Here is a 24952-nt window from a genome sequence, read left to right on the forward strand (position 1 = left end):
GATCCCTTCCGCATTCACGGGGGAGGATGATCACATGCGTCCATGGACGCCGAACGAGCCGTCACAGGTCGGGCCGTTCCGTACGGTCGCGGTACTGGGGCAGGGCGGGATGGGCCGGGTCCTGCTCGGCGTGGCCGCCGACGGACGGCTCGTCGCCGTCAAGCAGGTGCACGCCGACCTCGCCGACGACGAGGGCTTCCGGTCCCGGTTCCGACGGGAGGTCGACGCCTCGCGCCGGGTCTCCGGCGCCTACACGGCGCCCGTCGTCGACGCAGACCCGGACGCGGCGACACCCTGGCTGGCCTCGCTCTTCCTGCCGGGGCTCCCCCTGAGCGACGTGCTCGCGGCGGGCGTCCTGCCCGAGGAGCCGGTACGACAGGTGGCCGCCGGGCTCGCCCAGGCGCTGGCCGACATCCACCGGGTGGGCCTCGTACACCGGGATCTGAAGCCGTCCAACGTGATGCTCACCGACGACGGCGTCCGTGTCATCGACTTCGGCATCGCCCGGGCCGGGGACCAGCTGACGAAGCTGACGCACACCGGCGCGCTCATCGGCTCCCCCGCCTTCATGGCACCCGAGCAGATCCGGGGCGAGACCCCGGGCCCCGCCGCCGACGTCTTCGCGCTCGGCGCCACCCTGGCCGTGGCCTGTACGGGGAAGACGCCGTTCGCCGGTACCTCCGCCCCCGCCCTGATGTACAGCATCGCCCACGAGGAACCCGACCTCGACGCCGTACCGCCCGGCCTGCGCGGCCTCCTCACGGCCTGCCTCGCCAAGGACCCGGCGGGGCGTCCCACCCCGCGGGAGCTGCTCGCCCTCGTCGGCCCGGTCACGCCGTCGGCGCGACCCTGGCCGGAGGGCGTGCACCGGCGGATCGCGGAGCAGCGGGCGGAGATCGACCGGCTGGTGAGCGCGGTACCGACGGCCGCGCCCGTCCCGCCGACCGCCCCCGCTCCCCTCCCCCCGGTACGGAGCCGGGGCCGCCGGCGCTGGACGGTCGCCGCCGTCACCGCGGGGGTCCTCGCGGTCACCGGGGCGGCGGGGGCGGCGACGGGCTGGGCGGATGACGTGTTCTACATGATCGTCGACGAGCCCGTACCGACGCCGGGGAACGTGCCGCTGAGCCAGGTGGCGGACGCGTACACGGGCACGCTGCCGTCCTGCGCGAAGGCGGGCACGGGGCTGAAGCTGCCCGCCGGGTTCACGACGTGGCCGTACGAGGACGGTGGCCCTCCGCACACCAGCGACCGCGGGCAGAACAACCAGTGCGTCTGGCACACCCGCTCCGGTGACGAGATCACCATCATCTGGAGCCGTTACCTCAGCCAGACCGGCGGCCCCACCGGCGCGGAACTGTCGAAGGAGCACTACGAGGGCATGTACATGCGGGGCAAGACCCACCGTGGCACCACGCTCGACTTCGTGGAGGAGTCGCTCTGGTACCAACCCGACGGCACCTGCGTGCTGTACGGGCGGGACGTGAACATGGAGCTGTTCGTCCAGGTGAAGGGCCCCCGCTACCCGCTGGGGACGTGTGAGGCCCTGACCGAGGACCTCGGGAGGCAGGCCATGAAGGTCGTCGCCGCACTGAAGTCGAAGGACGCCCGATGACACGGCCCCTCGGACCCTCCGACCCGCGCGAGGCCGGCCCGTACCGGCTGCTCGCCGAACTCGGGCGCGGCGGCATGGGCCGTGTCTTCCTCGGGGCCGCGCCCGACGGCCGGCTCGCCGCCGTGAAGCAGGTGCACGCCCGGCTCGCCGCCGACGAGGGCTTCCGCGCCCGGTTCCGGCGTGAGGTCGAGGCCTCCCGGAGGGTGTCCGGGGCCTGTACGGCGGCCGTGATGGCCGCCGACGCGGACGCGCCCACGCCGTGGCTCGCCTCCGTGTTCGTCGCCGGTCCCTCACTGGGGTCGGCGGTGGAACGGTCCGGCACCCTGCCCGTCGAGACGGTACGGCGGCTGGCCGTGCAGCTGGCCACCGCCCTGCACGAGATCCACCGGGCGGGGCTCATCCACCGCGACCTGAAGCCGGAGAACGTCCTGTTGTCGGAGGACGGGGCCCGCGTCATCGACTTCGGCATCGCGCGGGCGGCCGAGGGCGGGGACGTGACCGAGCTGACCGGGACGGGCCTGGTGGTCGGCTCACCGGCGTTCATGTCGCCCGAGCAGGCGGAGGGGAAGGAACTCACCCCCGCGAGCGACGTGTTCTCGCTCGGGTCGGTACTGGCCCTCGCGGCGACCGGCACGAGCCCGTTCGCGGGTCCTTCGACCCTCCAGTACCTCTACAACGTCGTCCACACCGAACCCGCCCTCGACGCCGTACCACCGGCGCTGCGCGGCCTCCTGACGTGGTGCCTGGCCAAGGACCCGGCGGCCCGGCCGACCCCGGCGCAGCTGCTCGCGGCGCTCGGCCCGGCGGCTCCCGCGGCCCGGCAGTGGCCGCCCGCCGTCCACGCGATGGTCGCCGACCAGCAGCGGGCCGTCGATCACCTCCTCACGCGGGGCGACGACGACCCCGAACGCACGGTGGTCGTACCGCCCGGCACAGGCCCCGCCGCCCCGACGGCCGTGGCCACCCGACTGGCCGCCGCCGCACCCGCCCGCCGCCGGCGGGGCCGGGTCGCACTGGCCGCCGCCACGGTCACCCTGTGCGTCCTCGGTGCCGGGGCCTGGTGGTTCGTACGGGAAGGGGGCGGCGTCGCCGCCGGGCCGCCGGACCTCTACCTCACGATGCCGGTCTGCGGGGAGGTGGCACCGAAGCTCCCGCTGCCGGAGCGGCGGGCGGACCAGGACCAGTACTCCGAGTACTCGGACAACGCGTCCACGAGCTGCGCGTGGCACGACAAGGACGCGTACCAGTCGAACGGCTGGAGCTCCGACGCCCACGCCACGGTCCGGTGGGAACTGCGCCGCAGCACGCGCACGGACGAGAACGCGACGGAGCGCCAGAAGAGCGACTTCGCGAGCGGCGCGAAGGGCGAACGCCCGGAGACCGGCCTCGCCTTCGCGGACGAGGCCTTCTGGGACACTTCGAACGGCTGGCAGACGACGTGCACCCTGTACGTACGCAAGGGGAACCTGGTCGTGGTCGCCTCCCTGGGAGGCGCGAAGCACCCGGCCGAGACCTGCGAGAAGGAGGCCGTCGGCATCGCGGAGGCGGCGGTGAAGGCGATGCCGCGCGCCTGAGCGGCAGGTGCCGCCCCGGCGCGGCCGACACGTCGTCGGGCAGGCGCGGTTACGCCCCGGCCTTCTTCATCAACTCCACCAGCGTGGAGAAGCTGTCCGCGGCGTGGCCGGTGTCCATGCCGCGCCGGAAGAGCTCGACGACGGCGGCCGGAAGCGTGGTGTCGACTCCCGCGTCCGCGTTGGTGTGCAGGACGTGCTCGACGCTGGCCATCCCCATGGCGAGGCGGTCCACGTCGCCGATGTGCCGGCCGGCGTCGATGCGCTCGGCGTAGAAGGAGAAGAACCCCGGCAGCGAGTTCGCGGTCTCCACGGCGTGCGGCAGGATGTCCGCCGCCTTCAGGCCGTTGGCGTCGGCGAGGGCGACGGCCTGCCAGTAGCTCAGCATGGAGGTCCAGAACATGACCATGCCGATCTGGTACATGAGCGCGGCGAGCCCGGGGTCCTCTCCCCGGTGGTCGGTCCGCCCCGTGATGACTTCGAGCGCGGGCCGGTGCTGCTCGAAGACGTCACGCGGGCCGCTGTAGAAGGTCGACGATTCGGCCTGACCGATCCCGGAGGGCGGCACGGTGACGCCGCCGGTCAGCTGGACGGCGCCCCGCTCGGCGGCCCAACGGGCCGCGGCCCGGGCCTTCTCCGGCGTGTCCGAACTGAGGTTCACCAGGACCCGGCCGGTGAGGGCGGCCGCGGCGGGCTCGAGCGTGGCGTACATGGCGTCGTAGTCCGTGAGGCTGAGGATCACCAGCTCGTTGGAGGCGAGGGCCTCCTTCACGCTCGGTGCGAGCACGGCCCCCCGGGCGACGAGGGCGTCCGCGCGGGACGCGGTGCGGTTCCAGACGGTGACCGCGTATCCGCGGTCGAGGAAGGCGCCGGCCATGGCCTGTCCCATGGGGCCGAGGCCGATGACGGTGACCGAGTGCTTGGTGCTGCTCATGAAGATCCCCACTCCTCGCTAAAACGAACGCTCTACTTAGTGCGTGGTGAGAACGTAGCACAGCTCTAGAACGAGCGCTCTACCCAGTGAGCCGATACGGTGGCCCCATGCAGACCAGCACTCGGGACCGGATCGTCGTCGCCGCCTCACGTCTCCTGCAGCGGCAGGGCTACGTCGGCACGGGAATCAAACAGATCGCGCAGGAGGCGGAGGCCACCCTCGGCTCCATCTACCACTTCTTCCCGGGCGGCAAGGAGGCCGTCGCCGTCGCCGCGATCAGGCTCAGCACCGAGGAGTTCGCGACGCTCCTGCGGAAGGCACTGGACAGTGAGGACGACCCGGCGGAGGCGGTGGCGGCCTGCGCCCGGCAACTCGCCGACGAACTGAGGGAGTCGGGCTGGATCGACGGCTGCCCGGTCACGGCGGCGGCCCTGGAGACGCTCGGCACCGACTCGGAGATCCAGCAGGCATGCGCCGCCGCACTGCGCAGCTGGGAGCAACTCGTCCACGACAAGCTGCTGCGCTGCGGCTTCCCCTCCGAGACCGCCCGGGAACTGGCGAGCACCGTCATCTCCACCCTGGAAGGCGCCGAGGTCACCGCCCAGGTCACCCGCAGCGAGGACCCCCTCCAGGTAGCGGGCCGACAACTCGCCCGCCTCGTGCGCTCGTACGAGGTCTAGAGCCTGGTCACCTTGAGGAGGGCGGAGTTGCCCTCCGCCCCTCGCGTCGCGTTCCCTCCCATCCGACGCGGCGGCAGAATGCCCCCATGCCCCTGACCGCGGACATCCTCGTCGCCCTCGTCGCCCTGCTGCACGCCTACATCCTGGTGATGGAGATGTTTCTCTGGCAGAAGGGGATCGGTCGTCGCTTCTCCGGATTCGACGCCGAGATGGCCCGTGACACCGCCGCCATGGCCGCCAACCAAGGCCTCTACAACGGTTTCCTCGCCGCCGGCCTGGTCTGGGGGCTCATCGCCGACGACCCCACCGGCTTCCGCGTCTGCGTCTTCTTCCTGTCCTGCGTCGTCATCGCCGGGATCTACGGCGCCGCCACCGCCAACCGCCGCATCCTCTTCGCCCAGGCTCTGCCCGGGGCGCTCGCCCTCTCCGCCGTCCTCGTCTCCCACTGAGCTCACGGCTCGGGCAGTTCGATGCGAACGAGCCCCCGTCCCTGGAAGGGGCGGGGGCTCGTTGACCGGGACAGCGGCTGTCAGCCCTCGCCGCTGAGGTCGATCGTCTTCGTGCGCTCCGCCTTCGTCTTGCCGCGCAGCGCGTCACGCATCACGTACGCGACGTCGTCGGCGGAGACCTGATGCTTGGCGCCGTCGCCCTTGGTGATCATGACCCCGTCGAAGGCGCCGTCGAGGAGCCGGTCGATCGCCTTCTTGTCGTAGACCTCGACCAGACGGCCGTCGACGGCCTTCATGGAGAGGATCTGCGGCAGGGACCGCGCCGGGCCGAAGTCGATGTACTTGCCGCCCGCGTAGATCCTGATCAGGCCGGACATGGCGGGGGTGGCGAAGTCCTTCATCGCCCGGTCGAGCTCGGCCTTGGTGATGCTGGGCCGGCGGGTGGTGACCGGCAGTTCCACGAGCCGGTTCTGGCCCGTCTCCACCTGGGCGCGGAAGGCGTCCCGGACGGAGATCATCGAGCGCTGGAGGTCGAGGCCCTTGCCCGGCTTCCCCTCGACGGGCGTCACCTTGTTCGGCGCGAACAGGATCGTGCCCTCGGTGGCCGAGGCGGACGTGCCGGCCAGGTCGCGCAGGGCGACGGCGAGCTTCTCCTCGTCGACCGGGAAGACCGGCTTGGCGACCCGCTCACCGCCGAAGAGGGAGCCGATGACCGAGACGGGGTTGTAGTCGCTGCCCGCTGCGGCGCGGACGGTCTCCTGGCTGTCGAGCGCCAGGCCCGCCTTCTCCGGAGGCAGCTGGACCTTCTTGCCGCCCAGGTCGAGCTGGAGCGGGGTGGCGGCGCGCTTCCCGAGGGCCGCGTCCAGCTTGTTGACCCCCTCCTCCTTCGTACCGCCGCCGATGTCCACGCCGAGCACCGTGGTGCCCTTGGGGACGTCGGAGTGGTTGAGGAGCAGTCCGGCGCCGTACGCGACGACGCCGAGGCCGAAGAGCCCCGCGGCGACGAGGACCAGCTTGGAGCGGCCCTTCTTCACCTGGGCGCGGCCGGCCGCCGCCTGCCGCGGTGCGGGCGCGGGGGCCGACGTCGGGGCCGTGCGCTCCTCGGCGCGGGGGGTGGGGTTCGGGCGGGCCGCCGTCGGCGGGACGACGGGGATGCCGCTCGTGAGCGTGTCCCCGGAGACGTGCCCGGTGCCGTCGTGCGCGCCCGGGCGTCCGGGGCCGGGGGCAGGCGCGGAGGGCTGCGGGGTGAGGATCGCGGTGTCGTCGGACATGCGGGGGGCGCCGCCCTGGCCGGGGCCGGCGAACGGCGAGCCTCCGCCGGCCTGACCGGGGCCGGGGAACGGGGAACCCGCGCCGCCCTGACCGGGGCCGGGGAACGGGGAACCCGCGCCGCCCTGACCGGGCCGCTGTCCGGGGCCCTGGCCAGACTCGCGGCCGGGTCGCTGGCCGGGGCCCTGCGCCCGGCCCTGCCCCGGGCCCTGGCCCTGGCCCTGCGCCGGGCCGCCGAGCGAGGCGGTCCCGGTGACCGGGCCCGTGGTGGGGCCGGTCGGCGCGGCCGCGCCGGGGCCCCGGTACGCGGGCGTGCCGGCGGCCGGCGTCCCGCTGTACAGGGGGGTTCCGGCGGCGGGAGTGCCGTCGAAGCCGGGGCTGCCCGCGCCCGGGGTGCCGCCGTATCCGGGGTGCCCGGCGCCCGGGGCGCCGCCAAGACCCGGCGCCCCCACGCCCTGTGCCCCGTCGTAGCCCGGGTTCCCGGCGCCCTGAGTTCCCTCGTAGCCCGGCGTCCCGTCGTACATCGGCGTACCCCCCGCAGGGGTGCCGTCATACCTCGGCGTCCCCCCCGCCGGCGTCCCCGGGTACATCGGCGTACCCCCCGCCGGGGTCCCGGTGTACGTCGGTGTCCCCCCGGCCGGCGTGCCGCTCTCGTACAGCGGGTTGCCGGCCGTCGGGTGGGGTGCCGTGACCGGGCGGCTCGACGGGGTGTTGCCCACCGTCGGGACGCCCGAGGTCGCGGAGCCCGCGAAGCCCGTGCCCTGGGCTTCCTGGCCGAGGGGGGCGGGCTTCGGGGCCGGGGTCGGCGCCGACGGCAGCGCGGGCGCCGGGGCCGGGCCCTGGGGCGCCGCCTTGCGGGGGGCGAACCAGTCGCTCGGCTCCTTCGCCTTCGGCGCCTCCTCGGCCTGCGGCGGCTCGGCGGCCGCCACCGGCTCCGGCGCCGGCCGCTCCACGGCGGGCGCGGGCTCCGGTGCCGGGTCGGGCGTCGGCGTGGACGACTCGACCGTCTTGCGGACGACGACCGGCGGGATCGGACGCGAACCCGGGATGTTGATCCGGATCCGGGTCGTCAGCGTCGTCTCCGTCTTGGGCTCCTCCGGCGGACCGGACGCGGCGGCGGTCTCCTCCGGCGCGTCCTGCGAGGGGTGGAGCGACGGATACTGACGGGATCCGTACGGCGGTGTACCCGAGGGGTACGCGGCTCCACCGCGCCCCTGGGCGCCGGAGGACGAACTGTCAGTCTCTCGACCAGTTTCACGACTCAAAGCAGGATCTCCCGGTTGGCTCCACCGCCCGCTCTTGCAGATGCTCGTGTAACCCGGGCGGTTCGGCGGCGCGCACCACCATACTGGCCGCCGCCGTCACATACCTGACCCCTGGGTGAAGGACCACGGGCAATCCGGCCGAAGTCAGGGCGTCATCGGTCTCAAGTCGTCCTGTTCACGGGGCCGGACGCGGCAATCGGGACAGAGTGGCGCACATCACAGCGAGCGCCATGCCTCCGAAGAGGAAGAGGAGCTCGCCGACGCCTCCGGCGAACACCCCGTCACCCTCGGGGCGTCCGAGGCTGAGCAGGATGACGGCGAGGAGCCAGCCGCCCCCACCGGCGACGACGCCGGCCTGGGTGCCGGTCGCGCGCAGCCCTCCGTAGAAGACGGCGGTGGCCGCGAGGAGCGCGAGGAACAGGCCGCCGGGGAGCCAGGCGGCCTGGACGAGGGCGCCCGCCGTGCCGACGAGGACGCCGAGGACGAACAGTCCGGCGTACCAGGCGAACCGGACGTTACGGGCGGCCGCCGGAGCCGTACCCGAGGTGCTCACGCGGTCACCCCCGCGAAGAGGTCCGTCTCGCGTACGCCCGCCGGGGCGCCGGGGACGCCCCGGACCAACTCGTAGTACTCGGTGGTGAGGATCGGCTGGCCCAGGTCGTTGGAGAGGGCGAAGAAAGGGCCGTCCACGGCGACTTGGGTGGCGTGCGCCGCCATCGCCGCGCTCTTGCGGGCGGCGTGCGCCGGGCCCGCGTCGATCTCGGCGGTGATCCGGTCCTCGTCGACGACGCCCGGGACGTCGTCGATCGCGGCGAGCGCCGGGAAGGCGGAGCCCTCGGCGCGCAGCCGGGCGAAGCCGGCCTCGACGACGGGGCGCGGGACGCGGTTCCAGTAGATCTTGGCGATCGTGTGCGCGGGCCCGAGGTCGGGGCGGTAGGCCGGGTCCGCGGCGAGTTCGGCGGCGCGCATGGCGACCCGGTGGGCCTGGATGTGGTCGGGATGGCCGTAGCCGCCGTCGGGGTCGTAGGTGATCAGGACCTGCGGGCGGTTCTCCCGGATCACGTCGACGAGGTAGGGGGCGGCGATGTCGACGTCGGTGTTCCAGAAGGCGTTCTCACGCTTGTTCTGTTCGACGCCCATCATCCCGGAGTCGCGGAACCGCCCCGGGCCGCCGAGGAAGCGGTGGTCGGTGACGCCCAGCTCGGTCATCGCGGCGGCGAGTTCACCGACGCGGTGGGGGCCGAGCCGGTCGTCCCGGTCGGGGGCCAGGTGGGCGAGCTCGGGCGGGATGACCTCGCCCTCCTCGCCGAGCGTGCAGGTGACCAGGGTGACGAGGGCGCCCTCGGCCGCGTACCTGGCCATGGTGGCGCCGTTGTTGATCGACTCGTCGTCCGGGTGCGCGTGCACGAGCAGCAGACGGCGGGCGGGGAGATCGGACATGTCCCCACCCTACGAGGTCCGGCCGCCTGGCAGGTCAGTGCGTGCGGGAGGTCGTGCGGGGGATCAGAACTTGATGCCGCCGACCATGTTCGCCACGTTCGTGGTGAGGGTGCTGATGGACGGGGCGATGGACGAGCTCGCCAGGTAGAAGCCCAGGAGCGCGCAGATCGCCGCGTGGCCGGCCTTCAACCCGGATTTCCGGATCAGAAGGAAGACGACGATCGCCAGCAGCACCACCACGGAGATCGAGAGTGCCACGGCGGTTCACCTCCACACTTCTTCGGTCGGATATTCGAGCGGTTCGGTCGATCAGCATGTGCCAGAGGGCATGCCGATCGGATGCATACCCACCTAGCGCTACGGATCATAACTATCCGTGCCATCGCATCGATCGGCGGACGGAGGCACGAGGGGGGCGCACAGCGCTAGTTTCAGCCGCATGACCTCGTCTCGACAGCAGTCGGCCACACCCTCGGCCGGGCTCTCCTTCCCCCGCCAGCACGCCAGGACCCAGCGGTTCACCCTGGGGGTCCCGCGTGCCTTCTCGGTCTCCCCGGACGGGGAGCGCGTGGTGTTCGTCAGATCCCCTTCGGGTACGGACCGTTCGCACCGGCTCTGGGTCCTGGACCTGCCCCGTGACGGCGGGACGCCCGGGGAGCGGGTGGCGGCCGACCCGGAGGTGCTGCTCGCGGGGGCGGAGGAGGAGCTGTCGGCGCAGGAGCGGGCACGCCGGGAGCGGAGCCGGGAGGGCTCGGCCGGGGTGGTGTCCTACGCGGTGGACGGGGCCGTGGAGTTGGCGGCGTTCGCCCTGTCGGGGCGGCTGTTCACGGCGGAGTTGCGGGCGGGGACGGCGCGGGAGCTGCCGGTGCCGGGCCCGGTGATCGACCCCCGGCCCTCGCCCGACGGGCGGCTCGTGGCGTACGTGGCGGAGGGCGCGCTGCGGGTGGTGGGCGCGGACGGTGCGGGCGACCGGGAGGTGGCCGTTCCGGAGGACGGGCACGTCTCCTACGGATTGGCTGAATTCATCGCCTCGGAGGACATGTCCCGGGAGCGGGGTTTCTGGTGGTCACCGGGCTCGGACCGGCTGCTCGTCGCACGGGTGGACGACCGCGCGGTACGGCGCTGGTGGATCGCCGACCCGGCGCATCCGGACCGGGAGCCGCAGCCGGTGGCGTATCCGGCGGCGGGCACGGCCAACGCGGAGGTCCGGCTGTTCGTGATGGGGCTCGACGGGGCCCGTACGGAGGTGCGGTGGGACCGGGAGCGGTACCCCTATCTGGCGCGGGCCCACTGGTCGGCGGCGGGGGCCCCGCTGCTTCTCGTCCAGGCGCGGGACCAGCGCGAGCAGGTGTTCCTCGCGGTGGACCCCGAGTCCGGGGAGACGACGGCCGTACGGGAGGAACGGGACCCGGCGTGGCTGGAGCTGCTGCCGGGGGTGCCGGCGTGGACTCCGGACGGACGGCTGGTGCGGCTCGGCGACGAGAGCGGGGCCCGCGCCCTGTCCGTCGGGGACGAGGCGCTCACCGACGGCAGGCTGCACGTCCGGGCGGTGCTCGACATCGGGGCGGACGACGTCCTCGTGTCGGCGTCTGCGGGCGCGGGTGCGGCAGCCCCGGAGACCGGTGAGATCCATGTGTACCGGGTGACGGGTGCGGGCGCCGAGCGGCTGTCCGAGGGCGTCGGGGTGCACGGGGCGGTGCGCTGCGGGGCGGTGACCGTGCTCGTGTCGGCGCGGCCGGAGGCGCCGGGGAGCGTGGCGCGGGTGCTGCGGGACGGCGAACAGGTCGCGGTGGTGGCCTCGTACGCCAAGGAGCCGGTGATCGGCGTCCGGGTGCGGCTCACGGAGGCCGGGGCCCGGCGGATCCCGTGCGCGGTGCTGCTGCCCTCCGGGTACGAGGAGGGTGACGGGCCGCTGCCGGTCCTGATGGATCCGTACGGCGGTCCGCACGGGCCGCGCGTGCTCGCCGCGCACAACCCGCACCTCACCTCCCAGTGGTTCGCCGACCAGGGTTTCGCGGTGGTCGTGGCGGACGGGCGGGGCACGCCTGGCCGCTCCCCCGCCTGGGAGAAGGCGATCCTGCGGGACTTCACGCCGACCCTCGACGACCAGGTGGACGCGCTCCAGGGGCTCGCCGGGCGTTTCCCGCTCGATCTGGAACGGGTGGCGATCCGGGGCTGGTCGTACGGCGGGTATCTGGCGGCCCGGGCGGTGCTCCAGCGGCCGGACGTGTTCCACGCGGCGATCGCCGGGGCGCCGGTGACGGACTGGCGGCTCTACGACACCCACTACACGGAGCGGTACCTCGGCACCCCGCAGGACGATCCGGAGGTGTACGCGGCGCAGTCGCTGCTCACCGACGACGGGCTCACAGGGCCGGAGGTCCCGGTGCGGCCGATGATGATCGTCCACGGTCTCGCGGACGACAACGTGGTGGTCGCGCACGCGCTGCGACTCTCCTCCGCACTGCTCGCCGCGGGCCGGCCGCACGAGGTGCTTCCGCTGTCCGGGGTGACCCATATGACGCCGCAGGAGCAGGTGGCGGAGAACCTGTTGCTGCTTCAGGTGGACTTCCTGCGGCGGTCCCTGGGGCTGTCGGAGGGGCGGCCGGAGGAGGGGAGCTGAGTCACCAGCCGGGCGGCGGCGGGTAGGGCGGCGCCGGGGGCGGCATCCTGTGCGGCGGGTAGGGGCCGGGTACGGCGGCGGGGGCGCCGCGCCCGGCGAGGAGGGCGAGGACCGCGCCGCCGACGAGCAGCCCGAAGAAGGCGCTGAGGACCTCCATCCCGGGGGCCGTCGCGAGGTCCCCGATGTGGCCGACGAGTTCGTTCCGGCCGGTCCGCGCGACGTCGGCGATGCCGCCGGCCGTGAGGAACACTCCGGCGAGGAGCCCGAAGGCCCGGCTGTGGCGGGCCCGTACGAGGGCGGAGACGGCGGCCGTCCCGTACAGGGCGACGAGGACGAGGGAGAGCCAGCCGGGCGGGGGCGCGAGGGCCGGTTTGATGACGGACCGGCCGCCGACGAAACGGTCGACGGTGATCTCCACGGGCAGTTCGACGGCCCAGTACGCCTCCCACGCGACCGCGACGAGCACGGAGACGCCGAGGAGGACCCCGGCGGTGACGGCGGGGCCGGTGCGGGGGCGGGTGGGCGGCTGCTCGTACGAGGTGGTGACGCGGCTGCGACCGGCGGCGGCGAGGGCGACGAGTCCGGCGGCGAGGGCCAGCGCGAGGAGCGCGGTCACGAGGGCCCCGCTGTCGGTCGCCCAGAGTCCGGGCAGCCGCAGGGCGAGGGTGACGGCGCCGGTCGCGGCGAGCGCGGAGGCCGCGTGGCGCGAGCGGAGGGCGGCGACGGCGGTGGCCGCGGAGACGGCGAGGAGCACCGGGTCGACGAGGGAGGTGGCGGACCGCCCCCGGATGAGGAAGTGGTGGTCCCCCGCCCAGTACCGGCCGAGGTCGGCGGGCGAGCCGAGCGCGGCGAGGTCCTTGAGGATCCACACGGCGGCGATCAGGGCGAGCGCGGCGCAGAGCGCGGCGCCCGTGAGCCGGGCCGGACGCGTCAGAGTCACGGTCCCGATACTCACGGTCGTCACCAAGCGAAACAAGCGGTTCCGCGGAAGCCACGCGTAACAGAGCTGGCGCCTCTGAGAACCGGCGAGTGAGCCGAAGGAGCACGGTCGGGCGTGTGAGCCCGGCTTGAGCGCCCCGGAGGTGAACCGAGCCGAAAAAAGGGGGCAGCCGGCCGGGGACGCATGGCGTCCCCGGCCGGTACACGGCACCCGCACGGCCGTACGCTGTCGAGTCTGGCGTGTCCGTATATCGGAGTCGCTACCGTCAAGTTGCCTGGGCGTTAAGGCGCTTCGGGCTTGCGGAAGAAGCCGCGGCGCGGCGGGGCTTCCGGTTCGTCCGTGTCGTGTTCCGGGGGGACCACCTGCTTCTCCTCCGCGAAGTGGCAGGCCGAGTCGTGCCTGGCCGGGCTGTCGGTGAGGCGGAAGACCGCCGGGACCGCCAGGAGGGGCACTTCCAGGGCGCAGCGTTCCTGGGCCTTCCAGCAGCGGGTGCGGAAGCGGCAGCCGGAGGGGATGTTGGCCGGGGAGGGGACGTCGCCGGTGAGGATGATGCGCTCGCGGTGGGCGCGTGCCTCGGGGTCGGGGACGGGGACGGCGGAGAGCAGAGCCTGGGTGTAGGGGTGCGTGGGGTGGTCGTAGATCTGGGTGTCGGTACCGATCTCGACGATCCGGCCGAGGTACATGACGCCGACCCGGTCGGAGATGTGCCGGACGATCGACAGGTCGTGGGCGATGAAGACGTACGACAGGGAGAACTCGGTCTGGAGGTTCTCCAGGAGGTTGACGACCTGCGCCTGGACGGAGACGTCGAGCGCGGAGACCGGTTCGTCGGCGACGATGATCTCGGGCTGGAGGGCGAGGCCGCGGGCGATGCCGATGCGCTGGCGCTGGCCGCCGGAGAACTGGTGCGGGTAGCGGTTGATGTACTCGGGGTTGAGGCCGACGACGTCGAGGAGGTCCTGGACCTTCTGCCGGCGGGAGCCCTTCGGCGCGACCTCGGGGTGGATCTCGTACGGCTCGCCGATGATGTCGCCGACGGTCATGCGCGGGTTGAGCGAGGTGTACGGGTCCTGGAACACCATCTGGATGTTGCGGCGGACGGCCTTGAGGGCGCGCGGGGAGAGGGTGGTGATGTCGTCGCCCTTGTAGCGGATCGAGCCGGACGTCGGCCGCTCCAGGTTGACCAGCATCTTCGCGACGGTCGACTTGCCGCAGCCGGATTCGCCGACGATGCCGAGGGTCTCTCCGGCGGTGAGGTCGAAGTCGACCCCGTCGACGGCCTTGACGGCGCCGACCTGCTTCTTGAAGAGGACGCCCCGGGTGAGCGGGTAGTGCTTGTGCAGGCCCCGGACTTCGAGGATCGGCTCGGTCGTCCTGGTCGTCTCGGACGCCTCGGCCGGATCGGCCGTCTCAGCCATGGAGGCACTCCTTCCAGAAGTGGCAGGCGCTGGCGCGCGGCACGGGGGACTCGGTCACCTCGTACAGCGGGGGTACGTCGGTCCGGCAGCGGTCCCTGGCGAGGGGGCAGCGGGGGTTGAAGGCGCAGCCGGGCGGGATGTGCAGGAGGTTGGGCGGCAGGCCCTTGATGGCGTACAGCTCCTGGCCCTTCTGGTCCAGGCGCGGGATCGAGTCGAGGAGGCCCCGGGTGTAGGGGTGGGCGGGGGCCTTGTAGATCTCGTGGACGGGGGCGCGTTCGACGATCCGGCCGGCGTACATGACGGCGATCTTGTCGGCGACGTCGGCGACGACGCCCAGGTCGTGGGTGATGAGGATGAGGCCCATGTTGAGTTCGCGCTGGAGCTCGGCGAGCAGGTCCATGACCTGGGCCTGGACGGTGACGTCGAGGGCGGTGGTGGGCTCGTCGGCGATGATCAGTTCGGGTTCGAGGGCGAGTGCCATCGCGATCATGATGCGCTGGCGCATGCCGCCCGAGAACTGGTGGGGGTACTGGCCGACGCGTTCCTTGGCGGCGGGGATGCGGACCCGGTCCATGAGTTCGACGGCCCTGGTCTTGGAGTCCTTGCGGGACATGCCCTTGTGGACCTGGAACATCTCGCCGAGCTGGTCGCCGACGCTGAGGACGGGGTTGAGGGAGGACAGGGCGTCCTGGAAGACCATCGCCATCTTGGCGCCCCGGATCTTGCGCCGTTCCTCCTCCTTGAGCTTCAGGAGGTCCTGGCCCTGGAAGAGGATCTCGCCCTGGGTGATCTTCCCTGGCGGGATGTCGAGGATGCCCATGACGGCCTGGGCGGTGACGGACTTGCCGGAGCCGGACTCGCCGAGGACGGCGAGGGTCTCGCCGGCGTCGACGGAGTAGTCGACGCCGTTGACCGCCTTGGCGACCCCGTCCCGGGTGTGGAACTCCACGTGCAGATCGCGCACTTCGAGCAGCATGGGTCCCTACCTCAGCTTGGGGTCGAGGGCGTCGCGGACGGCGTCGCCGAGCATGATGAAGGCGAGCACGGTGATGGCGAGCGCGCCGGAGGGCCAGAGCAGCATGTGGGGGGCGTTGCGCACGTAGGCGGCGGCCGAGGAGATGTCGATGCCCCAGGAGACGGTGGGGGGCTTGAGGCCGACGCCGAGGAAGGAGAGCGTGGCTTCGAGCGCGATGTACGTGCCGAGGGCGATGGTCGCGACGACGATGACGGGCGCGAGGGCGTTGGGCGAGATGTGGCGGAGCAGCATCCGTGAGTTGGAGGCGCCGAGCGCGCGGGCGGCCTGCACGTAGTCGTTCTGTTTGACGGTGATGACGGAGCCGCGGGCGATGCGGGAGATCTGCGGCCAGCCGAGGAGCACCATGAAGCCGATGACGGGCCAGACGCTGTTGGCGCTGACGACGGAGAGCAGGACGAGGCCGCCGAGGACGACGGGGATGGCGAAGAAGACGTCGGTGATGCGGGAGAGGAAGCCGTCCCAGGCGCCGCCGTAGAAGCCGGCGAGGCCGCCGAGGACGGAGCCGAGGAGGGTCACGCCGAGGGTGGCGAAGACGCCGACCTGGACGGAGGCCCTGGCTCCGTAGACGGTGCGGGTGTAGACGTCGCAGCCCTGGCCGTTGAAGCCGAAGGGGTGGCCGGGCTGGGAGCCCTCCTGCGCTTTGGAGAGGTCGCAGTCGAGGGGGTTGCCGCTTGCGATGAGCTGCGGCCAGATCGCGATGACCACGAGGAAGACGATGATGAGGCCGGAGACGATGAAGATCGGGTTGCGGCGCAGGTCGTGCCAGGCGTCGGACCAGAGGGAGCGGGGCTTGTTGTCGGGGCCGGTGCCCTGGGGGCCGCCCGGGGTCTTCTCCAGCGTCTCGCCCTCGTCCATCGCGAGGTCGGTTCCGCCGCCGGCTCCGGTGTGGTTGATCGCGCGGCCGTCGTCGAACGGTTGAGGCTGCTCAGGCATAGCGGATCCTCGGGTCAAGGACGGCGTACAGGAGGTCGACGAGCAGGTTCGCCACCAGGAAGACCAGGACGAGGACGGTCACGAAACCGACGACGGTCTGGGTGTTCTGGCGGAGGATGCCCTGGTAGAGCTGGTAGCCGACGCCGTGGATGTTGAAGATCCGTTCGGTGACGATGGCTCCGCCCATGAGCGCGCCGACGTCGGTGCCGATGAAGGTCACCACGGGGATGAGGCTGTTGCGCAGCAGGTGGCGGGTGATGACCCGGCGGCGGGGCAGGCCCTTGGCGACGGCGGTACGGACGTAGTCGGCGCGCTTGTTCTCGGCGATGGAGGTCCGGGTGAGCCGGGTGACGTACGCGAGGGAGACCGAGGCGAGGACGAGTCCGGGGACGATCAGCTCGTCGATCGGGGCGTCGGTGGAGACGGCCGGTTTGATCCAGCCCCACTTCACGCCGAGGAGGAGCTGGAGCAGCAGGCCGGTGACGAAGGTCGGGACGGAGATGACGACCAGGGTCAGGAGCAGCACGGTGGTGTCGATGGGGCGGCCGCGGCGGAGGCCGGTGAGGACGCCGAGGCTGATGCCGATGACGATCTCGAAGACGATGGCGACGAGGGTGAGGCGGATGGTGACCGGGAACGCGTTCGCCATCAGCTCGGTGACCTCCTGGCCGTTGAAGGCCGTGCCGAAGTCGCCGGTGAAGACGTTGCCCATGTAGGTCAGGTATTGCTGCCAGACGGGTTTGTCGAGGCCGAACTCCTTCTTGAGCTGGGCGGCGGTCGCCGGGTCGCACTGGCGGTCGCCGCACAGTCCGGCGACGGGATCGCCCATCACGTTCACCATCAGGAAGATCAGCAGCGTGGCGCCGAAGAAGACCGGGATCATCTGCAGCAGTCGCCGGATCACATATCGACCCATGGGGGGCTCCGGGGGGTTGGCTCCGCTTAGGGGGTTCCGGGGAAGGCGTACGGCCCGGCGCGGGGGTCCGCGGGCCGGGCCGTACGCCTCCGACCTGCTACGACGTCAGTTGACCTTGATCTGGTCGTAGACCGGGACGCTGAAGGGGTTCAGGGAGACGCTGCTGACGCGCTCCGAGTAGCCGGCGCTGCCGTTCTGGTACCAGAGCGGGATGGCGCCCATGTCGTCGCGGAGGATGCCCTCGGCCTGCTGGAAGAGTCCGACGGCCTTCGCGGTGTCCGGCTCGGCGTTGGCCTGGTTCACCAGCTTGTCGAACTCGGGGTCGGTGTACTTTCCGTCGTTGGACGAGGCGTTGGTGTAGTACAGCGGCTGCAGGAAGTTCTGGATGAGCGGGTAGTCCATCTGCCAGCCGGCGCGGAAGGGGCCGTTGAGCTTCTGCGTGGTGACCTGGTTGCGGTAGTCGGCGAAGGTGCCGACGGGGTTGCCGACGCAGGCGCGGTCGTTGCCGAGGGCGCGGTTGATGGAGTTGCAGACCGCGTCGACCCATTCCTTGTGGGAGCCGGTGTCGGCGTTGTACGAGATCCGCATCGTGCCGCCGGGGATGCCGCCGCCCTCCGCCACGAGCTTCTTCGCCTCGGCCGCGTCGTACTTGCACATGTCGCCGCAGACGTCCTTGAAGCCGCCCTCCTCGCCGAGGACCGGGGACGTCCAGTCGACGGCGGGGGTACGGGTCTTCTGGAAGATCGTCTCGGTGATCTGGGCGCGGTCGATGGCCCGGGAGAGTCCCTGGCGGAGCTTCTCCTGGCCGGGCTTGTTCCAGGCGGCGTCGTAGAACGGGAAGGACAGGGTCTGGATGATGCCGGCGGGGACGTTGATGTAGCGGTCGCCGAGGTCGGCCTCGACGTTCTTGAGCTGGGAGGCGGGGACGTCGTCGACGAGGTCGAGGTTGCCGGCCGTCAGGTCGGTGTAGGCGGTGTTGTTGTCGGTGTAGACCTTGAGGGTCACGCCGCCGTTCTGCGCCTTGTCGGCCCCGGGGTAGCCGTCCCAGCGCTTGAGGGCCATCTGGGAGCCCTTGGAGTACGAGTCGACGGTGTACGGGCCGTTGCCGACGGGCTTCGACAGCCAGCCGGCGTGGTCGTCGTAGAAGGCCTTGGGGAGCGGGGCGAAGGCGGCGTAGCCGAGGGTGACGGGCCAGGTGGAGAACTTCTGGGTGAGCTTGACGGTGAAGGTCTGGGGGCCGGTGACCTTGAGGCCGGACATGGTCTCGGCGGTCGGTTCGCCCTTCTCGGGGTGGACCTTGTCGTAGCCCTCGATCTGGCCGAAGAAGTAGGCGTTCTTCTGGTTGTTCTTCAGATGGGCGCCGTAGTTCCAGGCGTCGACGAAGGACTTGGCGGTGACCTTCTCGCCGTTGGAGAAGGTCCAGCCGTCCTTGACCGTGATGGTGAAGTTGGTCGAGTCGGTGGTCTCGATCTTCTCGGCGAGCATGTCCTTGGCCTCGCCGGTCTTCGGGTCGTACTGCTTGAGCCCGCGGAAGATCATGGAGAGGACCTTGCCGCCCTGGACCTCGTTGGTGTTGGCGGGCTCCAGCGGGTTCTGCGGGTCGCCCCACGAGGAACTCACGATGCCGTCGGCACCTCCGCCGCCGCTGTCGTCGCCGCCACCGCAGGCGGTCGCCGTGAGGGCGACGGCGGTGGCCAGAGCGGCCCACTTGGCGTGCGTGGCTCCGCGCATGGAGTGCCTCCCGAATGTCCTAAGTCTGACTTAGGCCCCAATATCACCCGATATTGACGGGTGTGCACTTTTACGAGGGCCGGACGGTCGGGCCTCCCTCCCGCACGTACGAGGGCCGGACGGTCGGGCCCCCTTCCCGTACGTACAGCGAAGGGGCGCCCCTTTCCGTACGTACGGAAAGGGGCGCCCCTTCTCGGGTCTGTCGCTCTGTGCGTCAGTGCACCGGGACGACCTGCTTCTCCTCGGCGAAGTGGCACGCCGAGAAGTGCGCGGCCGGGGAGTCCTCGCCCTGGAAGCGCTGCGGCACCGCGAGGAGCGGCGTCTCCTCGGCGCACTTGTCCTGCGCCTTCCAGCAACGGGTGCGGAAGCTGCAGCCCGACGGCGGGTTCGCCGGCGAGGGGACGTCACCGGTGAGGATGATCCGCTCGCGGTGCGCGCGGGCCTCCGGGTCCGGCACCGGCACCGCGGAGAGCAGCGCCTGGGTGTACGGGTGCGTCGGGTGCTCGTAGATCTGCTCGTCCGTACCGATCTCGGCCATCTTGCCGAGGTACATGACGCCGACGCGGTCCGAGATGTGCCGGACGATCGACAGGTCGTGCGCGATGAAGAGGTAGGAGAGGTTGAACTCGTCCTGGAGCTTCTCCATCAGGTTGATGACCTGCGCCTGGACGGAGACGTCCAGGGCCGAGACCGGCTCGTCGCAGATGATGATCTCCGGGTTGAGCGCGAGGCCGCGGGCGATGCCGATCCGCTGGCGCTGACCGCCGGAGAACTGGTGCGGGTACCGGTTGATGTACTCCGGGTTGAGGCCGACGACGTCGAGCAGCTCCTGCACCTTGCGGCGCCGGTCGCCCTTCGGGGCCACCTCGGGGTGGATGTCGTAGGGCTCGCCGATGATGTCGCCGACCGTCATGCGCGGGTTCAGCGAGGTGTACGGGTCCTGGAACACCATCTGGATGTTGCGGCGGACGGCCTTCAGGGCGCGCCCGGACAGCTTGGTGATGTCCTGGCCCTTGTAGAAGACCTCGCCGGCGGTGGCCTTCTCCAGGTTCATCAGGAGCTTGGCGACCGTGGACTTGCCACAGCCGGACTCGCCCACGATGCCGAGGGTCTCGCCCTGGAAGAGGTCGAAGGAGACCCCGTCCACGGCCTTGACCGCGCCGACGTTCTTCTTGAAGAGGATGCCCTGCGTCAGCGGGAAGTGCTTCTTCAGGCCACGCACCTGGAGGATCGGCTCGCCGCGGCCCACGGGGGCCTCGATGGCGGCTACGGCCTCCGCCTCGGACGCGGCCACGGCCTCGTCGTTCTTGCTGAGGTCAGCCATGGATCGTCTCCTTCCAGAAGTGGCAGGCGCTCTTACGGCCCGGGAGATCCGCGCCGTCCTGCTCGGTGACCGGCACCAGGGCCGGGATCTCCGTACGGCAGATGTCGTCGGCCTTCGGGCAGCGCGGGTTGAAGGCGCAGCCGGACGGCACCTTGAGCAGGTTGGGCGGGAGGCCCTTGATCGCGTAGAGCTCCTGGCCCTTCTGGTCCAGGCGCGGGATCGAGTCCAGGAGACCGCGGGTGTACGGGTGGGCCGGGCGGCCGTACAGCTCGTGCACCGGCGCCTGCTCGACGATCCGGCCGGCGTACATCACGGCGATCTTGTCCGCGACGTCGGCGACGACGCCGAGGTCGTGGGTGATCAGGATCAGACCCATGTTGTATTCCCGCTGGAGCTCCGCGAGGAGGTCCATGACCTGGGCCTGGACGGTCACGTCGAGAGCCGTGGTGGGCTCGTCGGCGATGATCAGGTCCGGCTCCAGGGCGAGCGCCATGGCGATCATGATGCGCTGGCGCATACCGCCGGAGAACTGGTGGGGGTAGTCGGAGACCCGCGCCGCGGCGGCGGGGATCTTGACCTTGTCCATCAGCTCGATGGCCTTGACCTTGGCGTCCTTCTTGGACAGGCCCTGGTGCACCCGGAACATCTCGCCGAGCTGGTAGCCGACGCTGAGGACCGGGTTGAGGGAGGACAGCGCGTCCTGGAAGATCATCGCGATCTTCCGGCCGCGGATCTTCCGGCGCTCCTCCTCGGACATCTTCAGCATGTCCTGGCCGCGGAACAGGATCTCGCCCTGCGGGATCTTGCCAGGCGGCATGTCGAGGATGCCCATGATGGCCTGCGCGGTGACGGACTTGCCGGAGCCGGACTCGCCGAGGACGGCGAGGGTCTCGCCGGCGTTCACCGAGTAGTTGACGCCGTTGACCGCCTTGGCCACACCGTCACGGGTGTGGAACTCGACGTGCAGGTCACGGACTTCGAGCAGCGGACCGTTGTGGTCGGAGCCGTCGCGCGGCGCGGGGACGGCCGCGGTCTTGTCGATGATGGTCATCTTTTACGCCCTCCTCAGCGCAGCTTGGGGTCGAGGGCGTTGCGGACGGCTTCGCCGAGCATGATGAACGCCAGAACGGTGAGGCTCAGCATGATCGACGGGTACAGCAGGATGTGCTGCGACGTACGGATCGCCTGAACACCCGCGGAGATGTCGACACCCCACGAGACGGTCGGGGAGGCAAGGCCGAGACCCAGGTAGGACAGGGTGGCCTCGGCCGAGATGTAGCCGCCGAGCGCGATGGTCGCGACGACGATCACGGGGGCCATGGCGTTCGGCAGGATGTGCCGGAAGAGGATCCGGGTGGTGCCGGCGCCGAGGGCCTTCGCCGCGTGGACGTAGTCGGCGTGCTTGACCGTGATCACGGCACCGCGCATGACGCGGGCCATCTGCGTCCAGCCGAGGAAGGCGAGGGCGAAGACGACGACCCAGACGGTCCGGTCGACGAAGGCCTGGAGGACGACCATGGCGCCGAGGAGGAACGGGATGCCGAAGAAGATGTCGGTGACCCGTGACAGCACCGCGTCGATCCAGCCGCCGAAGTAACCGGCGATCATGCCCGTGATGCCGCCGACGACGGTGACGATCAGGGTGACGCAGATGCCGACGATGATCGAGGCGCGCGTGCCGTAGATCAGTCGGGCGTAGACGGACCGGCCCTGGATGTCGTAGCCGAACCACCCCGGGGAGCCGATGTTGCCGAGCTCGGGCTTGCCCACATAGTGACGGACGAGGTCACCGGCGGTGGGCGAGGCGCTGGTGAACAGGCCCGGGAAGGCGGCGATCAGCAGCAGGAAGAAGATCAGCACCGACGACACGAGGAAGTACGGGTTGCGGCGCAGGTCGCTCCAGGCGTCGCCCCAGAGGCTGCGCGCCTTCTCGCCCTTGACGTCGGACACGTCCACCGAGGGGGTGGCGACGGCGTCCTCGGTGGCGGCCGCGGTCGCGGTCTTGGTCACGTCAGGCATACCGGATCCTCGGGTCCAGGACCGCGTACAGCAGGTCGATGAGCAGGCTGGTGATGAGGTACACGACGACCAGGATGGTGACGAGGCCGACGAGGGTGGCGCCCTCGCGTCGGCTGATCGACTCGTAGATCACACCACCGACGCCCTTGACGTTGAAGATGCCTTCGGTGACGACCGCGCCGCCCATGAGGGCGCCGATGTCGGTGCCGAGGAAGGTGACGACCGGGATCATCGAGTTGCGCATGAGGTGGACGCCGATGACGCGGCGCTTCGGCAGACCCTTGGCGACGGCCGTGCGCATGTAGTCCGCGCGGAGGTTCTCCGCCATGGAGGTGCGGGTGAGCCGCGCCACATAGGCGAGGGAAAGACCGCCGAGGACGATGGCGGGGGCGATCATCTCGGAGAGCAGCTGATCGTTGCTGACGTTCGGCTCAATCCAGTCGAGCTGGACCCAGAAGACCAGCTTGACGATGTAGGCGAGCACGAAGACCGGGATCGAGATGATCAGCAGGGTGAAGATCAGGATGGCGTTGTCGGCCAGACGGCCGGACTTCAGGCCGGCGATGACACCGAGAGTGATGCCGAAGGTCAGCTCGAAGGCGAAGGCGAGGGCCGCCAGTTTCAGGGTGACGGGGAACGCGTCCCCCAGCACTTCGGTGACGGGTCGGTCGTTGCGGATCTGCGTCCCGAAGTCGAAGTGGAAGAGGATCCCGGTGATGTAGTCCCAGTACTGCTTCAGGATGTGCTGGTCGAGACCGTACTTGTGTCTGAGCTCCGCGAGGGTCGCCGGCGACGCACCCTTGTCGCCGAACAGTCCGGCCACGGGGTCGCCGGGCAGGCTGTAGACCATGAGGAAGATCAGCAGGGTTGTCCCGAAAAAGACCGGGATCATCTGGAGCAGTCGTCGTGCGACATAGCGCCCCATCATGCCTCCGTTGAGATGTGACGGCCGCAGCCGAGGGCCCTCCCGCGACAGCCCGGCCCGTTTCCGGGCACGGCGAGGTCGTGGAAGGGCCCCCCAGCCACTGCGTAAGGCACCGAGACGGGACTGACGATCCGTCAGTCCCGTGACGGCGTGCGGACTACGTTCGGGTTTACTTGTGGACCTCGACGCCGGTCAGGATCGGGTCGCCGTCCTGACCGTAAGCCACGCCCGAAACCTTCTCGGAGTAGCCCGCGTTGACCTTGTAGTACCAGAGCGGGATGGACGGCATGTAGTTGACCAGGTCCTTCTCGATGGCCTGGAACTGCTTGACCGACTCGTCCAGGGTCGCCGCGGAGTCCGCCGTGGCGATCTTGGCGTCCAGCGCCTTGTTGGAGAAGTCACCCTGGTTGCCCGCCGCACCCGTGCGGAACAGGTCCGAGATGAAGTTGGCGTTCACCGGGTAGTCGAGCACCCAGCCGGAGCGGTAGAGCGACTTGACCTGCTTGGTCTTACGAGCGGTCAGGTCGGCCTGGAAGTCCGGCTTGCCGTCGCCGACGCACTGGACGCTGGTGGCCTGGGTGATGGAGTTGCAGACAGCGTCCACCCACTCCTTGTGGCCACCGTCGGCGTTGAACTGGATGGAGATCTTGTTGCCGGGGACGCCGCCGCCGGCCTTGATGAGCTCCTTGGCCTTCGCCGGGTCGAACTTGGTGACGCCGGCGCCACCGTCCTCCTGGAAGCCCAGGACACCCTTGGCGACCCAGCCGGTCGCGGGCTCACGCGTACCCTGCAGCACCGTCTTGGTGATGGTGGCGCGGTCGATCGCCATCGACAGACCCTGGATGACGCGCGGGTCGATCTGCTTCGGCTTCTTCCACTGGTCGGCGTAGAAGGCGACGGCCATGGTCTGGATCGCGGAGTACGGCTGGTCCACGGCGCGGTCGCCGAGGTCCTGGCGGTAGACCGGGAGGTCCTTCGGCGCGATCTGACGCAGGACGTCGACGTTGCCGGACTTCAGGTCCTCGTACGCGACTTCGAGGGTGGTGTAGTTCTTGAAGACCACACCGCCGTTCTTCGCCTTGTTCGGGCCCTTGTAGCCGTCGTATCGAGTGATCTCGATCTTCTTCTTGTGGTCCCAGCTCTTGAACTTGTAGGGACCGTTGCCGACCGGCTTCTGGCCGCCCGCGGCCGGGTCCTTGTAGAAGGACTCCGCCATCGGCGCGAAGACGATGTAGGCGAGCTTGTGACCGAAGTACGGGACGGCCTTCGTGAGCTCGATCTTGAAGGTGTTCTCGTCGACGACGGTCAGACCGTCGAGCTTGTCGGCGGTCTGCTTCGCACCCTCGGCGTCCGGGTGGACCTTCTCGAAGCCCTTGATGTCCGCGAACCAGGACGCGAGGCCTTGGGCGTTCTTCAGGCTGGCGTTCCAGTTCCACGCGTCCACGTAGGACTTCGAGGTCACCGGGGTGCCGTCGTGGAAGGTCCAGCCCGGCTTGAGCTTGACGGTCCAGGTCTTCGAGTCCGTCGTGGTGACCGACTCGGCGTTGATCATCTCCAGCGAGCCGTCAGCCTTGTAGTCGACCAGGGTCGAGAACAGGCCGGCCATCACGGCGGAGCCGTTGGACTCCATCGTGTCACCGGTGAGCAGGGGCTTCTCAGGCTCGCCCAGCTCAACGGAGAAAATTCCGTTCGGGTCAACCGCACCCTTGGCGTCGCCGCCGTCGCTCTTACCCCCGCCACAGGCGGTCGCAGCAAGGGCAACGATGATCGCGCCCGTTACCCACTTGGCGCTCTTGGCACCGCGCATGGGTTCCTCCTCATGAGTCCACTTTTGTCACTACAAGAGGGGCACTCCGAGTTCTGCCGA

At 70.7% G+C, this 24952-nt stretch carries 21 protein-coding genes; 5 read left to right on the forward strand and 16 right to left on the reverse strand.

What is annotated here, in order from left to right; all coding sequences use genetic code 11:
- Positions 1–34 precede the first annotated feature (34 nt).
- Positions 35–1612: a serine/threonine-protein kinase gene (locus ACIRB7_RS00590; protein ID WP_403590296.1), complete on the forward strand. Its 1578-nt coding sequence runs from the start codon at positions 35–37 to the stop codon at positions 1610–1612.
- Complete coding sequence (locus ACIRB7_RS00595) at positions 1609–3186, forward strand: serine/threonine-protein kinase (RefSeq protein ID WP_403590299.1); 1578 nt, start codon at positions 1609–1611, stop codon at positions 3184–3186. Before ACIRB7_RS00590 ends, ACIRB7_RS00595 begins: the two co-directional genes overlap by 4 nt.
- A 49-nt stretch (positions 3187–3235) precedes the next feature.
- Here the strand turns inward: ACIRB7_RS00595 and ACIRB7_RS00600 are convergent, their stop codons facing one another.
- Positions 3236–4117, reverse strand: coding sequence for an NAD(P)-dependent oxidoreductase (locus tag ACIRB7_RS00600; RefSeq protein ID WP_403590302.1), 882 nt, complete (start codon positions 4115–4117; stop codon positions 3236–3238).
- 107 nt (positions 4118–4224) lie between these two features.
- Here ACIRB7_RS00600 and ACIRB7_RS00605 point away from each other — a divergent pair, with 107 nt between their 5' ends.
- Positions 4225–4797 carry a TetR/AcrR family transcriptional regulator gene (locus ACIRB7_RS00605; protein ID WP_403590305.1) on the forward strand — a complete coding sequence of 191 codons (573 nt, stop codon included), beginning with the start codon at positions 4225–4227 and terminating at the stop codon, positions 4795–4797.
- Positions 4798–4883: 86 nt separating this feature from the next.
- The gene (locus tag ACIRB7_RS00610) at positions 4884–5246 is read left to right on the forward strand and encodes a DUF1304 domain-containing protein (protein WP_403590308.1); all 363 of its coding nucleotides are present in this window, start codon (positions 4884–4886) and stop codon (positions 5244–5246) included.
- A gap of 80 nt (positions 5247–5326) precedes the next feature.
- Here the strand turns inward: ACIRB7_RS00610 and ACIRB7_RS00615 are convergent, their stop codons facing one another.
- From ACIRB7_RS00615 to ACIRB7_RS00630, 4 genes are all read right to left on the reverse strand, one after another.
- A complete protein-coding gene (locus tag ACIRB7_RS00615) occupies positions 5327–7780 on the reverse strand; it encodes a hypothetical protein (RefSeq protein WP_403590311.1) in 2454 nt (817 codons plus the stop codon).
- Between the two features lie 175 nt (positions 7781–7955).
- Positions 7956–8333 carry a DUF6113 family protein gene (locus tag ACIRB7_RS00620; protein ID WP_403590314.1) on the reverse strand — a complete coding sequence of 126 codons (378 nt, stop codon included), beginning with the start codon at positions 8331–8333 and terminating at the stop codon, positions 7956–7958.
- On the reverse strand, positions 8330–9220 hold the full coding sequence (gene mshB, locus ACIRB7_RS00625) for an N-acetyl-1-D-myo-inositol-2-amino-2-deoxy-alpha-D-glucopyranoside deacetylase (RefSeq protein WP_403590317.1): 891 nt from the start codon (positions 9218–9220) through the stop codon (positions 8330–8332). Before mshB ends, ACIRB7_RS00620 begins: the two co-directional genes overlap by 4 nt.
- Positions 9221–9283: 63 nt before the next feature.
- Positions 9284–9478: a hypothetical protein gene (locus ACIRB7_RS00630; protein WP_073809114.1), complete on the reverse strand. Its 195-nt coding sequence runs from the start codon at positions 9476–9478 to the stop codon at positions 9284–9286.
- A gap of 181 nt (positions 9479–9659) precedes the next feature.
- Between ACIRB7_RS00630 and ACIRB7_RS00635 the strand changes: the two genes are divergently transcribed.
- Positions 9660–11843 carry a prolyl oligopeptidase family serine peptidase gene (locus tag ACIRB7_RS00635; protein WP_403590320.1) on the forward strand — a complete coding sequence of 728 codons (2184 nt, stop codon included), beginning with the start codon at positions 9660–9662 and terminating at the stop codon, positions 11841–11843.
- Between the two features lies 1 nt (position 11844).
- Here ACIRB7_RS00635 and ACIRB7_RS00640 read toward each other — a convergent pair whose 3' ends face one another.
- The 11 genes from ACIRB7_RS00640 to ACIRB7_RS00690 all read right to left on the reverse strand — a co-directional run bounded on the left by ACIRB7_RS00640 (position 11845) and on the right by ACIRB7_RS00690 (position 24892).
- Positions 11845–12783: a hypothetical protein gene (locus ACIRB7_RS00640; protein ID WP_403590323.1), complete on the reverse strand. Its 939-nt coding sequence runs from the start codon at positions 12781–12783 to the stop codon at positions 11845–11847.
- A 281-nt stretch (positions 12784–13064) separates the two neighbouring features.
- Positions 13065–14201 (reverse strand): ABC transporter ATP-binding protein, encoded by a 1137-nt coding sequence (locus ACIRB7_RS00645; protein WP_403590326.1) that lies wholly within the window; start codon positions 14199–14201, stop codon positions 13065–13067.
- Positions 14194–15177, reverse strand: coding sequence for an ABC transporter ATP-binding protein (locus ACIRB7_RS00650; protein ID WP_403590329.1), 984 nt, complete (start codon positions 15175–15177; stop codon positions 14194–14196). The genes ACIRB7_RS00645 and ACIRB7_RS00650 overlap by 8 nt, the downstream gene beginning before the upstream one ends.
- A gap of 6 nt (positions 15178–15183) precedes the next feature.
- A complete protein-coding gene (locus tag ACIRB7_RS00655) occupies positions 15184–16170 on the reverse strand; it encodes an ABC transporter permease (RefSeq protein WP_403590332.1) in 987 nt (328 codons plus the stop codon).
- Positions 16163–17086 (reverse strand): ABC transporter permease, encoded by a 924-nt coding sequence (locus ACIRB7_RS00660; RefSeq protein ID WP_403590334.1) that lies wholly within the window; start codon positions 17084–17086, stop codon positions 16163–16165. Before ACIRB7_RS00660 ends, ACIRB7_RS00655 begins: the two co-directional genes overlap by 8 nt.
- A 105-nt stretch (positions 17087–17191) precedes the next feature.
- Positions 17192–18817: an ABC transporter substrate-binding protein gene (locus ACIRB7_RS00665; RefSeq protein WP_403590337.1), complete on the reverse strand. Its 1626-nt coding sequence runs from the start codon at positions 18815–18817 to the stop codon at positions 17192–17194.
- A gap of 214 nt (positions 18818–19031) precedes the next feature.
- Positions 19032–20141 (reverse strand): ABC transporter ATP-binding protein, encoded by a 1110-nt coding sequence (locus tag ACIRB7_RS00670; protein ID WP_403590340.1) that lies wholly within the window; start codon positions 20139–20141, stop codon positions 19032–19034.
- Positions 20134–21192, reverse strand: coding sequence for an ABC transporter ATP-binding protein (locus ACIRB7_RS00675; protein WP_403590343.1), 1059 nt, complete (start codon positions 21190–21192; stop codon positions 20134–20136). The genes ACIRB7_RS00670 and ACIRB7_RS00675 overlap by 8 nt, the downstream gene beginning before the upstream one ends.
- A gap of 14 nt (positions 21193–21206) precedes the next feature.
- Complete coding sequence (locus ACIRB7_RS00680; protein WP_403590346.1) at positions 21207–22160, reverse strand: ABC transporter permease; 954 nt, start codon at positions 22158–22160, stop codon at positions 21207–21209.
- Positions 22153–23085 (reverse strand): ABC transporter permease, encoded by a 933-nt coding sequence (locus ACIRB7_RS00685; RefSeq protein WP_403590349.1) that lies wholly within the window; start codon positions 23083–23085, stop codon positions 22153–22155. Before ACIRB7_RS00685 ends, ACIRB7_RS00680 begins: the two co-directional genes overlap by 8 nt.
- A 169-nt stretch (positions 23086–23254) precedes the next feature.
- Complete coding sequence (locus ACIRB7_RS00690) at positions 23255–24892, reverse strand: ABC transporter substrate-binding protein (RefSeq protein WP_403590352.1); 1638 nt, start codon at positions 24890–24892, stop codon at positions 23255–23257.
- Positions 24893–24952: the final 60 nt, after the last annotated feature.

Source organism: Streptomyces sp. NPDC093795 (genome assembly GCF_044764665.1).
GTDB lineage: Bacteria > Actinomycetota > Actinomycetes > Streptomycetales > Streptomycetaceae > Streptomyces.